Genomic DNA, 15166 nt, shown 5'->3' with positions numbered 1-15166 from the left:
AGAATGGCCAACGAGAATCAGTTTTTACCTGATTGTCTATTCCTTTTCCGTCTTTCTGCCCTTTGACAAGCAAAAAGTTCAAATATAAACACAATAAAGCCGATAGAACCAAATCCTATCACCAACGCCATGCTGACAGTCACGCCGTGCCAACCCATACTCGTTAACGACGAAACTGTGCCATTCGGGTTGATGATTGCCCAGATAGGATAGTTCCGTTCTTCAAAGGTGCTCATAACACGCCATCGTCGTTTGTATTCGTCTGTGGTACCATAACCATAAATATTTTGCCTTCCTCTGATTATTACATACCCTTTTGAAAAGACTTCGGGATAATTCGTCAGTAGTTGCTGCCCTTTCTTCACTAAATTCCTTGGTGTATTTCCTCCTACAGCTATTTGCACATAAGGATAAGAAAGTCGATTTTCTTCTAAACGAATGCCGTCAATCGCTGCAACAGCTTCGTCGATTTTTTCATTTATCAGTTTCTTACTGAGATAAGTTTCAGGAAACGACTCGGGATTTAAAAAAATGGTTTCTTCATGCAGCTTGAAACCTACCACGTTGTCCTGATACCTTCGGAAAAACAAGCCCGGTACCCAGCCGATTTTTAACATATGACGTTTAAACTCAACCGAGCGATCGATGGGTGCTGCTGTTTTGGGTAACTGGTCCGCCTCAGCTAAAGTCATCTCTTCAATTTCTCCATCGGTAACAATACCAGAAGTAAATGTTTCTAAATCACGAAAGAATCTATTAAGCTCTTTATAAGGAGTTTGCTTTAACTGAATCGTTACTCTCTCATTCTTGTCTGGTCCAGCAATCAACGCCATGTCATAATAAGAAAGTTCATCCAACAGCTGATCTAAACTCGTTTCGCCGTTTTGCTCGTTTATTCCTGTAAGTATCTCGTCATTATATTGGAGATGGAGACGATTATGTACAAAAGCTATCTTTCCTTCATAACGGTCAAGTATTGATATGTCGGCAATAGTCGGCAACGGCGGTTCGGGATTTTCCGATAACCAAAATGACTGCTCTATGGGATAATAAGTCCTTTTGTTACTGCTATCGACAGCGACTAATTCAAATCGGCTCGCCTGTTCATCGGCAGAAAGAAAGAGACGAGCTTCACCGAATGTTCGCTCCATGACCTTCGGCTCCCCTATCGCTCTTTGATACAAATGCCGATCATATTCACCGTTCACATTGACATAGACTTCTTTCAGCATTTCCCCTTCACTTGGTGTCACTGCATAAATCAATTCAAAAAAGGGAATCATTAGTTCTGAATCGGGTAGCTCTGTGACGATTTCCAGCAATGGTTCAGTGAGCGGCTCTGTGGGCTCTGGGCTATTCCTTTCGCTGTTGAGGATGTCGGCTAAGATGCCTTGGGACTGGTCGGTTGGTACTTCGACTGCTGATACTTGTATGCTTGTAAAGTGATAAGTGGCAAGAGTAAAGAAGAGCAGGTAGCAGATTTTCAAGTGGCGAAAGAGTTCCCTAAAGACTCTCTCGACGATTGATGCCGCATAATCAATGAATTGCATCTATTTAACTCCCTTCTTTTATTGATTTGAGATACGCACCACATCGTATGCTGTATCAGATTCTAATTTGTTACACATTTGGAACCAAAAGGTTTACACAAAAACATTCTCTACCTTATAGAAATAAATCATTGCCTTTGAAGCCTGCCTTCGTAATGAAAGGAGATTCATTTGTCCTTCAACGAATTTCAACCCCAAAATTCATGTTTCTTGCGAGGAGGTCTTTTTCGGTAAATGAAGATGACGAAACTCAGAATGCCACAAAATAGACCGGCGCCTCCTAGTAGTTTCACGATAGTCGGCAACCCTCTTAAGCCCATTTTGTATATGGATGATACTGTGCCATTCCTATTGATGGTCGCCCAGATAGGATAGTTCCGTTCTTCAAAGGTGCTCATAACACGCCATCGTCGTAGATAGACATCTGGCACACTATGAAGTTTTTGACTTTCTCTGATTATTACATACCCTTTTGAAAAGACTTCGGGATAATCAGTTAGTAGTTGTTGCCCTTTTTTCACTAAATTCCTTGGGGTATTTCCTGCAACGCCTACTTCCACATAAGGATAGGAAGGTCGATTTTCTTCTAAACGAACGCCGCCAATCGTTGCAACAGCTTCGTCGATTTTTTCATTTATCAGTTTCTTACTGAGATAAGTTTCAGGAAACGACTCAGGATTTAAAAAAGTGGTTTCTTCATGCAACTTAAAACCTACCACGTTGTCCTGATACCTTCGGAAAAACAAGCCCGGTACCCAGCCGATTTTTAGCATCTCTGGTTTGAATTCTACAGAACGATTGACAGGTTCCTCTGTTTTTGGGAGACGTTCAGCCGCTGCTAAATCGATTTCCTCTCTCCTCCCATTGGCAATCACACCACGCGTGAAAAGATTCAAATCAGAAATAAGTCTGTCCAGTTCCTCATACGAGGTTTGCTTCAACTGGATCACTACTCGATCATTTCTGTCTGGTCCAGCGATCAGCTCCATATCGTAGTAAGAAAATTCATCAAGAACAAGGTCAAGCATCGTTTCGAACCCTTCATCATTTTTTTGCGTATAAGTCTCATGGTTCAATTGGAGATGGAGCCGATTATTAATAAAGGTCACTTCTTCCCCATAATAATCTTCCGTCGTTACATCAGCGATAGTCGGCGACGGTGGTTCGGGATTTTCGGATAGCCAAAATGACTGCTCTATGGGATAATAAGTCATTTTGTTACTGCTATCGACGGCGACCAATTCAAATTTACTTTCCTGTTGATCAGCAGAAAGAAAAAGCCTCGCCTCACCAAATGTTCGCTCCGTGAACTTTGGCTCCCCCATCGCTCTTTGATACAAATGCCGATCGTATTCGCCGTTCACACTAACATAGACTTCTTCCAGCATTTGCCCCGCACTTGGTGTCACTGCATAAATCAATTCTAAAAAGGGAATCATTAGTTCTGAATCGGGTAGCTCTGTGACGATTTCTAGCAATGGTTCAGTGAGTGGCTCTGTGGGTTCTGGGGTATTCCTTTCGCTGTTGAAGATGTCGGCTAAGACGCCTTGAGACTGGCCGGTTGGTACTTCGGCTGCTGATACTTGTATGCTCGTAATAAGATTGCTGGCAAGAGCAAGGAAAATCAGGAAGAAAATTTTGTAACTGCGAAAGAGTTTTTTTGATTTTAATGATTGCTTGTTTTTGTTCATTCCATTCATTCCTTACGTACAAAATCGAACTGTTATCGTTAATAAGGTTGATGCATATGTTTCTAAATTTTCACAATACTCTTTTTTTCCTTCGGTAAACAATTATTCCAGACGTCAAAGTGACACAAAGCATCATAATACCTAACATCACTTTCATAGTTATGGATAACCCTTTTAAGCCTATTTCAATCAAAGAGGATACAGTACCATATTTATTGATAGTCGCCCAATAACGATAGACTTCATGCTCAAACTCAGGCAATTGTCTTCCCTGAGTGTTAACTTCTGGTATCCCCACACTAGATGATGATTCTATATCTGTAACAATCATTAGATAGGATTTCTCAAAAACTTCCGAATGATCCTTTAGTAGTGTTTTGGCGTTTTTTATTAATTCTCTGGGTGAATGACTAGGTAGGCTCACACGAACAAAAGGATAATTTCCTTCTAAATGAACATTCCGAATATTCATATTCGAAAATAGCTTGGTTCCACTAAGATCATTTGCTTGGTTTCCATCTATACGAACGCCGTCAATCTCTGAAACGACTTCATCGATTTTTTTATTGATCATTTCTCTACTAAGATAAGTTTCAGGAAACGATTCTTGGTTTAAAAACGAGGTTTCCTCTTGTAATTTAAACCCTATCATATCGTGCTGATATCTTCGGAAAAACAAACCCGGTACCCAGCCAATTTTTACCATTTTCGGCTCTAATTCACCAGAGCGATTGATTGAAGAATCTTCCCTTGGAATCAGTTCAGCTGTTGCCAAATCGATTTCTTCAATTTTTGCATCAGTTATTAAAAAATCAGAAAAAGAGGGTAAATCGTTAATAAGATGATAAAGAGATGAGTAAGAGTTTTGCTTCAAGCCAACTGTCACAGAGCCGTTTTTATTTGGTCCAGCAATCATTTCAATATCATAGTAAGAGAGTTCATCTAGCAATTGAAGAACCGCTGATTCATTCTTCATCCTGTCCTCTTGATTGTAATGACTACTACTTAATTGAAGTTGAAGTCTGTTATTAATGAAAGTCACTTCTTCTCCGTGAGAATCTATCGTTGATACATCAGCCGTAGACGGTAACGGCGGCACAGGATTTTCTGCCATAAAAAATGATTGCTCAATGGGGTAGATGGCACTTAGATTGCTACTGTCGACGGCGACCAGTTCAAATTTACTTTTCTGTTCATCGGTAGAAAGAAAGAGACGAGCTTCACCGAATGTTCGCTCTTTGACTTCAGGTTCTCCCGCTTTTCTTTGATACAAATGTCGATCGAATACGCCATTTACCTTAACATAGACTTCTTCCAGCGTTTCCCCCTCGCTTGGTGTCACTGCATAGATCAATTCCAAAAAGGGAACCATTAGTTCTGAATCGGGTAGCTCTGTGACGATTTCTAGCAATGGTTCAGTAAGTGGCTTTGTGGGTTCTGGATTAATTCTTTCGCTGTTGAGGATCGCGGCTAAGGTGCCTTCCATCTGATTTGAATCAGTGTCTGAAACTTCGGCTGATTCTACAGATAAAATAAAAAAGTGACTGATAGTGAAACAAAAAAGTAAAACACAAAAAACTAGACATAAGTGATTTTCTCTAACTACGTCATTCTTACTTTTCGAGGTTATTCGTTTATCTGTTTGCATTCAATTCGCTCCTTTCATTTAAGGATTTGGAAATATATTAAAAATGTCCATCAAATGATTACTTTTCACTAGTAAAAAAACTAATTGATAACCATTTGATGAACAACAAATTCATATTCCTTAAAAAGAACTCTATGCTGCTAAACGTTCAGACTCCACATTGGTCGTCTGAAGATTTTGAGCAATAGTATCTGAAAGTTCGATTTGCAGCTTTTGGATATCTTCGTCAAATAGCTCGTAACGAATTTTTTCAAAGATTTCTGCTAATTGCTGGAAGTTAGAGATGTGGAAGAATTCCCCATCTGTTTCTGTGGCTATACTCTCGAGAAAGCGTTGATTTAAATTATTTCCTACTCCTATAGAATAGATTGTCACATTGTTTTCTTTAGCCTGTTGAATCAATTCTACCTCTGGTGGTCCTGAAACATTATTGTGCCCATCTGTAAGAACAACCATTATTTTTTTGGCGTTTTTTCGTCCATACTGTTCAAATTCTTGGTTACCTTGTGCGATTGCTTGGTTTAAAGCAGTACTACCGCCAACTTGCCTAGGAAGCCGCTCAGCTGCAAGTAACGGATTTAAAAATGAGAAATGTCGTCGAACGCTTGAATTAAAGGTAAACAAGCTTACACGATCATCATTTGTAAAAGCCTCTTCATTCAAAAAGAGAGCTCTCGTTTCGCCAATCATGCGAGAAAAATCTATTGCATTGATGCTTCCTGAATCGTCCAGTAAAAATACAGTATCAATCCCCGTATAAGAAGACTCATGTAATGTAACTGTTCCAACTTCTGTTCTATCACTACCCACTACATTGGAAATGTTGTTAATTCTGGCTGCCGTATGCCATGGATAATGAACTGTCACTCGATAATTATCACCAATTCCTTGATTATAGAATCGAAATTCTCCCAATCGATTCGTCCATGTTTGTGCTATCAACTGATTGTCATGATATAGACGGACACGGGCGTTATATGCCATGGATTCATCTCGATTCAACTTGACTTTGCCATACATAAGAACAGTTTCTTCCTCTGTGTCTACGCCACGAGCTCGTTTCAAAGCAGCGTTTGCATCTAATTGATAATAGGTCAGCTTCGGAGCTTTATCCCTATGCTCCTCTATCGTCTTACCACACCTTCTTGCAGACTGAGTAATAACTTCTTTAACTTGTTTACTTGTTAACCCTGGATTCTCCTCCCACACCAAAGCCGCTACACCAGCAACGTGCGGAGATGCCATTGAAGTCCCACTACCCATACTATAGGAGTTAGTGGAAGAACCCCATGTACTCTTTATTTCAGAACCTGGCGCAACGACATCAACGATAGTACCGAAATTTGAGTAATCAGCCATTTCTATTTTTCCTCTCTCTTTTGTCGTTGCACCAACCGTAATAATTCTCTTGCGTAATTCGTGATTTTCCCCAATATGAGAAAACGAACCGACATATTTTGAATCCATTGCGCTATTTCCAGCAGCATGTACAACAACAAAATCATAATTCTCATCAACTAATCGTTGAGTCGTTCTTAAAACGCTATTAAAAATACCAATCAAAAAAGGCCTCTGCTTATTTTTAGAACCAAGACTTGCATTAATAATGCGTGCTCCATTTGTAACATTCCATTCCAATCCTCTGTTATGAGCTGCCATACTTGATGTTAGATTTCCTTCTTTGGTTACACCATCAAATGAATTATAACTTAGAAGATTTTTCCTATCAGTGTTAACTACCCCGCTTATTCCCTTTTGGTTGTCATGAATAGCTCCAATCGTCCCCATTACATGAGTACCGTGATTAGCTTCAGAATCAACTACCCCCAATTTAGCAGCTTTATCATTCTTAATATTTCTATTCCTTAACTGCAAATCTTCGTGATTCCCCTTTACTCCATCGTCAATAATTCCGATTTTTATAATTTCTCGCTCAAACGTGCCAAATGACGCCCATGCTTCGGGTAAATTAATCGCACGTAGCCCCCATTCACCGTTATTCCACCAAGGATCGTCAGGAAAATATTCCTTATTGCTCATTGTTTCCACAGGGGTGACTTCGTTGGTTGATGCATCATCTAATGTATCAAGATTGCCATCTTCAAAGACTTCTGGGAAATTTTCTATCACATCTTCAATCATTTCAATCAGCTCTTCTGCTGTACTTTCTTTCACTTGAACAGTAAGCTGACCGAGCCAATCAGGTTCGATCAATAAAGTGGCATCAATGGAAGCAAGTGCTTCTTCAATCATCTCTGGCGTCACATTTTTTCTTTCCTCAACGGTAGCTCCTGTAAGCCATAACTGGAAGCGATTATTCACAAAGGTGCGTTCATCTTCCCAAAAGAACTCCGTACTAATTTCTTCTGGTTTTGGTGAATCTGGAACAGGATGTTCCACCACTTTCACAGGTTGATCAACTTTATAACTTCCTGTCACACCACTACTATCAAAAGCCACGACCTCAATATGATTTTCTCCTTGTATCGGTCGGAAAAAGACTCTCCCTGTGCCCAACTCACCCTTGGGCGTAATACCATTCCCGCCTTTCAGATACAAATAACTATCAAAATTACCGTTGATCTTCACATAGACTTCTATAATCTCATTGCCTATTGTTGGGGTTGCTGTATACTCAATGTCAATGAATGGGACAGTGACTTCTCCTTCTGGAAACGCTGTATGAACAATGATCATGGGTTCTTCGATCTCCTTTGGAATGTCAGGTTCTTTATAAGAAAATTGAAATACTGGATAGCCCTTATCAATGATCCAAGTATCTTCAAAGTCCCACCCATCGAATGTCCCTGACTGTGAAAATTCTTGCGTATCTTTTCCTTGAGGTCTAGCACCACTCGTTTGCTCGCCGCCGGCATTACTTAAATTTTGTGTGATACCAGCTATTTGCTGATCAAAATAATTCGTCCCTGCATATTGTTGCCGTGTGCCAAGATGTTGACCGGCAAAAGCACCTGCACGCTCTTGATTTCTTTCATCCGTATGGATCGTATTCGCTGCATAGCTGTTTTCAATGATCGCTGAATCATAGAATGTACCAACAAAGCCACCTAGTTCGGTTGTTCCAGTCACTGCTCCTCGTGCGTAAGAATTACTTACAGAGGCCGAGTTATACAACGCTCCGACAAAGCCCCCTGTATAGCGCACAGCCTCGACAGAACCATAAGCCGCAGATTGGTCAACCGTTGAACGATCGTAAATGACTCCAGCAAAGCCGCCATTGTAGGACCCTTTGCCGATTACTTTCGCATGTGTCAGTGTTTGCCGCACTTCACTTCCTTCATAAATTGCCCCAAATGCCCCTCCGGCATAGGAGCCTCTTCCCTGTACACTGCTTTCAGTATCGACAATGTTTTTCGTTACTAATGTGCCATTGCTGTGCGCCTGAGCAGAGTATCCATAAGTAACCCCAGCTATCCCTCCAGCATAGGAATACGCCTCTACCTTGGCACGATTGATTGCATTATCGAATAATGAAGAGTTACGAGCAGCACCGACAAGTCCTCCGGCGTAATTGCTAACGCCATTTGTCAGGACATTGATATGTTCTACCTGATTATTTTCCAGTCGTGTATTATCTCCAGAATAACCAATCAGCCCGCCGGCATACCCAAGCAGCGCCGTGGCTCTAACTGTATGCCCGTTGCCAATCACCTGATTGTTTTCTAAAACGGCACCATTGTTTGTTACATGCGTCGTTCGCCCTGCAATGACACCAACAGCGGAAGATCCTAGGATATCTCCACCAAGTGCAACGGTCACATTTTTGATTGTCGCTCCATTGACTGAACCAAATAAACCTAAAAAACTACTACCTGTTCGATTTATCCGCAACCCACTGATCGTATGGCCATTACCATTGAACACACCCGTAAAGTTTGGGATCGGTAGCCATCCTTGATTCGCAGTATTTGTATTAGAACGATAGTCGGATAGATCAATGTCCTTAACTAGCTTAAAATTACCGTTTAGTTCCTTACGTATTAAGGTATCTAATTCTTCTGCTGAACGAATCTCTGTGTATTCGATACCATCTTCACTATTTTGCTTTTGTTCTGTAGCAGTAACGGCTTCTACCACATTGTCAACATAACGACCAAATGGAAATAGATTAAGTACAAGGACAACGATCAGTCCGACAAGCAGATACTTATGTAGTTTCCGACTCCTTCGCTTGTCTGTTTCTTCACAATAACTTTTATCACCTAACATTCTCTTTTCTTTTTTCACATTCTTCCTCTCCTTCTTATCGAAAAATCGATACCCACTACCTACTCCATAAGCTGCTCCTTTCTAATCAACGGTTTGTAGATTTTTTATTCATTATTTGTTGTCTTGCTGTAGCTCCCAAGCTAATTATACCGAGCGGGAAGTTAAACAACAATCGTTTTTGTAGTATTTTATTCATATTTTAGCTATTATTTTATATATTTTTATTTTTAAAGACCATTATTAAGTAAAAATACACAATTCCAGTTTAAGCTTCTTTGCTTGAATCGCTTTTTCATCCCTATGCTCGGGCCCTTTTCTAACAAGTAAGCAAAAAAAGACATTCTCTCGCAAGGAGAAAATGTCTTGAATGGTTTCTTTGACCGTCTTAGTTCGCTAAGGAACGACTAACTCTTGACTTACAGCTGATAATGGATCGCTTCTTGGTACTTTTCAAACAGGGACTGGTTCAATTCATCCCCGCCATCTAGGTTCGCTGAATAAAAAATCGGCGGATAGTCGACACCGGCTTCTTTTAGTTTTTGGCAAACTTCAACGATGATCGCATTTAAGATCGTTGCGCCGATTACGGTGGATGTGGGGCCGACTTTTTGTTCGACGTCAGGAATCGTACACGCTGCATCGCCAATCTCCCCATGATTGTCGATGACGATATCCGCCGTTTCAAACAAACGCAAGCCTGAAGTATGGCGGCTGGTGACTGTTTTTGAATAGGTAAGATTCGTTAATGCAATGATCTTGACTCCTTTTTCTTTGGCATGAAGCGCCATATCGATGATAACTGGGTTTCGCCCAGACACCGAATGCAAGATCAGCACATCACCTGCTGTAAAGGGTTGGGTCGCCGCCAAGGCACTACCGTAGCCTTCTAAGCGCTCCATTTTACTAGTGAAGGTGATTGGGCTGCGATCAAGCATCAGTTCTCTTCCAAAGATCGCGTTGATAGTCATCATGCCGCCTGCTCGATAATACATCTCTTCGGCTAAGATCCCAGCGTGACTTGCGCCAAAAATGTAGATGGCTTTTTTGGTCAAGTTGGCTTGCGTCAGTAATTCAATGGCTTGCTCAATCGCTGGTGCTTCTTTTTCTTCTACAATAGACAATAGTTCTTTTGCTTTTTCAAAGTATTGAAACATTTAAAACCCTCCAAACAGCTTGCCGATCAATTCACCAAGGATGCCCCATAGAGATAAATCGTTCCCACCGAAAATCAAGATCCAGTTTTGAATCGTCGTTGAGAACAACGCTGCAGAGATCCCAACGAGTGCTACCATAACGACAGAAGCTGTGATCGTACCAATAATGGCACCTCGCAAGCCCCCTTGTCCTTCGCCGATCACCGCAGCACCGCCACATTCAAAGAAGCTGGTGATGACTAAAGGAACGATCAAAATGCCAAAAACGTTGGTCGTATTGGCAATGATCACTAAAATCGTTGAGGTGATCATCGCCACGATAAAGCCGATGATTACAGCATTTGGACGATAGTTGAATAAGATGGGCACATCAAAAGCTGGTTTCGCTCCAGGAACGACTTTTTCTGCGATCCCTTGAAAGGCGGGAATGATTTGGTTGATCAATAGACGTACCCCATACAACATGATCAATAATCCTGCACCGAAGTTCAAGCCAGCATCAACCGCAAACATCACCAAGTTGCCCCCTTCAGGAACTAATACGGGCGCAATCAAACCGATAACGATATTCATCAAAAACATCACTAACGCGCCAGTAATCGATATTTCACGGAAAAACGAGAGATTTTCAGGCACTTTCAAATCTTCCGTCGATTTTTCTTTGTTTCCGACCCATTTTGCAACAAAGCCTGAAACCAATGACAAGATCCCCGTTGGATGACCGATCAAGAATGAATCATCGCCTGTGGCATCCCATACATATTTACGCATGATCCATGGCATGAAGGACCAGTAACAAGCAGATAGAACCGCCCCTAAGATCAACAGTGGGATTCCGGTAAGTCCGCCTTCAACGCCCCCAGCGACGATGACGAACGGGAACCACCACAACATGTGACCGGTGAGGAAAATCGTCTTCACAGGTGTAAAGCGAGCAATCAATAAATGAATGACAAGTCCGAAAAACATCGCTAAACCAACTGTTCCGCCGTATTCTGCCGTAAAGGTGATGTCAGAGAGTCCATCTGACACAGCAACGCCTAATTGGGTTTGAACCGCTGCATTGATCGGTGCGATCGTTCCCACCAACATATTTACCCCAGCCGTCAATGCCACCATCCCGAAGGAAGCTGTTAAGGTTCCTTTGACGACTTCTGCAAAAGGTTTTCTTTGTACCAATAACCCAATCATGGCAATGATCCCCAGTAGGACTGGCGGATTTTTTAAAATATAATCCGTGACAAAATTCATGATTATCCCTCTCTTTCAGCTAAAAATTTTTCCATTTGCTGTTTGACTTCTTCTTTATCCATATACTTTTTGATTGGATAAACGGGTGCTTTCACGGATGCTTTTAACTCATTCAATAATTCATTACTCGTAAAATAAACATCTGCTGGTGTCGCTTTTGCCGTCGATAAATCAGTATTCTCGGCAGTTGCCGTCAACCCTAACTCTTTGATCACCTTGTCGATCGTCATTTTCAATACCATTGAGCTTCCTACACCAAATCCACATACTGCTAAAATTTTCATATCCTTTTCCTCCTATTGGAATAATTGACAAATTTGTTCCCGATCGCCATTTAATATCACGTTGTATTTTTCTTCATCCATAAAGATCGCCATGATCTCTTTCAAGCTTTCTAGATGGCTTTGACTATCTGCGGCGGCTAAGACAAGAAATATCCGCACCGGTTTGCCCTCAAGATCGATGGGCTGTTTCGTTACTAAAAGGCTCATACTTTGTTCCAAAACCCCTTCTCCAGGACGGGCATGCATCAGCGCAAAGTAATCCGCCAACACCATGTAAGGACCATTTTCTTCCACGCTTTGAATCATCGCTTCGATGTAAGCTGACGTGATCAGCGCTTCATCCAGCAAGGGCTGGCTGGCTAATTTTACGGCTGAGCGCCAATCTGCCACTGTCTCATCCGTTTGTATATGCTTTTCAGGCAAAGAATCCTTCACTTTCATTCTGATTTAACCTCCAACATTTTTGATAGGAACCATTCTTTGTTTTCGATTCCTTGCATGATCAATTTCATCATTGGTTCCACCTTTTGCGTCTCATCCTCTCGGATCATCAATAAAATAATGATGTCGGCTTTTTGGTTGCCCCATTCTACTGGCTGATCCAAAAGCAAAATCGAGATGGCTGTTTTTTCGACATAATTCGGATTGCCATGAGGGATGGCAAAGCCATTATCTAAATAGGTTGATTGTAGCTGCTCTCTTTCAATGACGGATTGCTGAAACTGCGCTTTTCGTTTTTCATCACTAAAAGGGGTTTGTTCGATCAGAAAATTGATGGCTTCTGTTTTGCTGGCAAATCGCTCGAAAAAGACGGTTGGCTGGATCATCGATTGGGCTTGAAGAAGTAAACCATTTTGATCGACCGCCGCCTCATTATCGATGACTAAATCGATGTAGTGATTCATGATCCGCTTCATGTCGCGATTGGTCACCATAGGCGAGATCCGTACCACAGGTTTTTGAATCCCGACGAGATCGATGGTTGAAATAATAAAATCGATCGCCGAGATGTCCATCTGCTTTAATTTTTCTACTGAAACGGTTTCGATACTGTCGATCTCTGGCAGAATGCGACGAATTTTCGCAGAGACAAACGAGCTAGTGCCGACGCCATTGGGACAGACAAAAATGATTTTGTTCATGCGGCGCATTCGCTCGATCGCTGCTTGAAAATGGATCGTGACAAATCCGATCTCATCATCAGAGATCCCCACTTGATACGCTTTCAAAAAATCATGGAGCGAGAACCAGACCACGCCATACAAGGCAGGATAGTTTTGTTTGATTTCCTCTAACAAAGGGTTGATGACTGTTGTTTGCGCTTCGATCCGCAACAGCAGTTGATACAGATGGATCGTCACATCTTCTTCCAATCGATTGTCTTGGGTCAAGTCGGTGCCTAAGCCTTCGCTGATTTTTTGAATCAAGTTGCGCACTTTTCCCCGAAAGACGAAAGGAACTTTTTCACTTTTCATAAAAAATTTCAAGCCGCTACCGACAATCAGGTAGGTTAGATATTGCACTTCTTTTGGTGAAAATTGATAAATGTGCTGTTCTTCGATTTCTTTCAGTAGCTCATAGACTAACGGATATTTGTCGAACTCCAAAAACAGTTTCCCCACTTGGCGATTTTCTTCAATCACTAAGTTTTCCGCATGACTCGCCCGTTCGATCAGCAGCACGATGGAAAGGACGATACTTTGGATGTAGCTGTCGGGCATTTCCACTTGTTTTTCCATTAACGCTCGACGAAACGCCTGATTTACTTCCTGGTATTTCGCAGGTTCCACCAACAAGGAAAACGCCGCTGGTTGATCCAGCATCATTAAGCAAAAGCGTTTGAGCACCCGATGGATCTGGGATTCACTTCCTTCAAAAAATGTACCTGAATTATCAAATCTCAGACGTAAGCTTTCTTTTTGAAACAGTTCTTTTAAATAAGAAATATCTTTTGCAATACTGCTACGGGAAACGAAATAATCCTCTGCTAACTGCTGATAGCTGAGGTGCTCGCCAGCAATCAACCGTTTAAAAATCAAAATCCTTCGTTCCGATGTCCCCGAATAATTCATTTTCATACGCTCACCCTCTACCTCTATTTTATTGCTACTGTACCAAATTAGAAGGCTAATTGTTAGATTAAAGAATGATTAAAAGGAGTGTACACTTTGATTTTCAAGGCTCCTGCAGGCATTTTATAACAATTTCAAGGCGCTTTTTTTCACAATCTGCCGCCTTTCTCTTATAATTAAGCTAGGATTTATATAGGAGGAGATAACATGAAATGGCGTGGGGGTAGACAAAGCAGAAATGTCGATGATCGAACGGGGCGATCATCTGGCTCAGGCGGGATGCTGGCTGCTGGTGGCGGGATCGGTACGGTGATCATCGCTGTTTTATTTTTCCTGTTTAGCGGTGGTGATTTAAATTCGCTGCCGGATGTCTTGGGTGGCAGCGGTCAAGCAGCCAATTACCAGACAGAAAATGTGGGCACCAGTGAGTACACGGAGGAAAAAGAGTTTTCCGCAGTCGTGTTCGGCTATTTAGAAGATTATTGGCAAGACGTTTTTCAAGAGCGGCAAGAAACCTATCAAGACCCGACACTCGTATTATTTACGGGAAGCGTGCAGTCGGCATGCGGCTATGCCACGTCACAGGTTGGTCCGTTTTATTGCCCAGCAGATGAGAATGTGTACCTTGATCTTAGCTTTGCCAATGAGCTTTCCGATAAATATGGCGCAAGCGGCGACTTCGCAATGGTCTATGTCATCGCCCATGAAGTCGGTCATCATGTGCAAAATGAGCTGGGAATCACCCAACAATTGGACAAAATCCGCCAGCAAGTTTCAGAAAAGGAATACAATCAGTACAGCGTTCGTTTGGAACTGCAAGCTGACTACTTAGCTGGTACTTTTGCGAAATACTTGCAAGGCGAAACCTATCAAGGACAACCGATCTTAGAAGCTGGCGACATTCAAGAAGCAATCACAGCTGCCAATGCCATCGGGGATGATACGCTGCAAAAAGAATACCAAGGCTATGTTGTTCCAGATAGTTTTACGCACGGCACATCGCAGCAACGCATGGACTGGTTTAACCGTGGCTATCGTTATGGTGACTTAGCACATGGCGACACCTTTAATGTCGATAGCCTTGACTTGAGCAAGTAGGTTCAACTAAAAAATCACTCCGAAACAGCATGAACCGCCTGCTGCTTCGGAGTGATTTTAGGTTCTTGTTGCCCCTTCAAGCCTTTTGGTGAAGGGACGCTTTACGCTTTCTTAACTTTCGCAATGATTTTTTCGCAAAAACGTGCCTGCTTCGTCATACTTTTTTCACATTTCGAGACTATTATATA

The 15166-nt window shown here is 41.8% G+C and carries 10 protein-coding genes; 1 reads left to right on the top strand and 9 read right to left on the bottom strand.

What is annotated here, in order from left to right; all coding sequences use genetic code 11:
• Positions 1 to 17: 17 nt before the first annotated feature.
• From A5867_RS05915 to A5867_RS05875, 9 genes are all read right to left on the bottom strand, one after another.
• Positions 18 to 1550 (bottom strand): hypothetical protein, encoded by a 1533-nt coding sequence (locus A5867_RS05915; protein ID WP_087627103.1) that lies wholly within the window; start codon positions 1548 to 1550, stop codon positions 18 to 20.
• 188 nt (positions 1551 to 1738) lie between these two features.
• The gene (locus tag A5867_RS05910; protein ID WP_087627102.1) at positions 1739 to 3241 is read right to left on the bottom strand and encodes a hypothetical protein; all 1503 of its coding nucleotides are present in this window, start codon (positions 3239 to 3241) and stop codon (positions 1739 to 1741) included.
• Between the two features lie 70 nt (positions 3242 to 3311).
• Entirely contained in the window at positions 3312 to 4889 is a 1578-nt protein-coding gene (locus A5867_RS05905) for a hypothetical protein (RefSeq protein ID WP_087627101.1), read from the bottom strand.
• 132 nt (positions 4890 to 5021) lie between these two features.
• Positions 5022 to 9137, bottom strand: coding sequence for a S8 family serine peptidase (locus tag A5867_RS05900; RefSeq protein ID WP_087627100.1), 4116 nt, complete (start codon positions 9135 to 9137; stop codon positions 5022 to 5024).
• A gap of 398 nt (positions 9138 to 9535) precedes the next feature.
• Positions 9536 to 10273: an SIS domain-containing protein gene (locus tag A5867_RS05895; RefSeq protein ID WP_087627099.1), complete on the bottom strand. Its 738-nt coding sequence runs from the start codon at positions 10271 to 10273 to the stop codon at positions 9536 to 9538.
• Positions 10274 to 11524, bottom strand: a complete 1251-nt coding sequence (locus A5867_RS05890) for a PTS ascorbate transporter subunit IIC (RefSeq protein WP_087627098.1) — start codon at positions 11522 to 11524, stop codon at positions 10274 to 10276. It lies immediately after the preceding gene.
• Positions 11525 to 11526: 2 nt separating this feature from the next.
• Positions 11527 to 11808: a PTS sugar transporter subunit IIB gene (locus A5867_RS05885; RefSeq protein WP_005225413.1), complete on the bottom strand. Its 282-nt coding sequence runs from the start codon at positions 11806 to 11808 to the stop codon at positions 11527 to 11529.
• 12 nt (positions 11809 to 11820) lie between these two features.
• On the bottom strand, positions 11821 to 12249 hold the full coding sequence (locus tag A5867_RS05880) for a PTS sugar transporter subunit IIA (RefSeq protein ID WP_016610653.1): 429 nt from the start codon (positions 12247 to 12249) through the stop codon (positions 11821 to 11823).
• Complete coding sequence (locus A5867_RS05875) at positions 12246 to 13886, bottom strand: PRD domain-containing protein (RefSeq protein ID WP_087627097.1); 1641 nt, start codon at positions 13884 to 13886, stop codon at positions 12246 to 12248. The genes A5867_RS05880 and A5867_RS05875 overlap by 4 nt, the downstream gene beginning before the upstream one ends.
• Positions 13887 to 14087: 201 nt before the next feature.
• Between A5867_RS05875 and A5867_RS05870 the strand changes: the two genes are divergently transcribed.
• On the top strand, positions 14088 to 14978 hold the full coding sequence (locus A5867_RS05870; RefSeq protein ID WP_087627096.1) for a neutral zinc metallopeptidase: 891 nt from the start codon (positions 14088 to 14090) through the stop codon (positions 14976 to 14978).
• Positions 14979 to 15166: the final 188 nt, after the last annotated feature.

Origin of the sequence: Enterococcus sp. 6D12_DIV0197 (assembly GCF_002174385.1) — a bacterium.
GTDB lineage: Bacteria > Bacillota > Bacilli > Lactobacillales > Enterococcaceae > Enterococcus_D > Enterococcus_D casseliflavus.
Note: the sequence above shows the minus strand (reverse complement) of the source record. Positions and strands in the feature narration are given on the sequence as shown.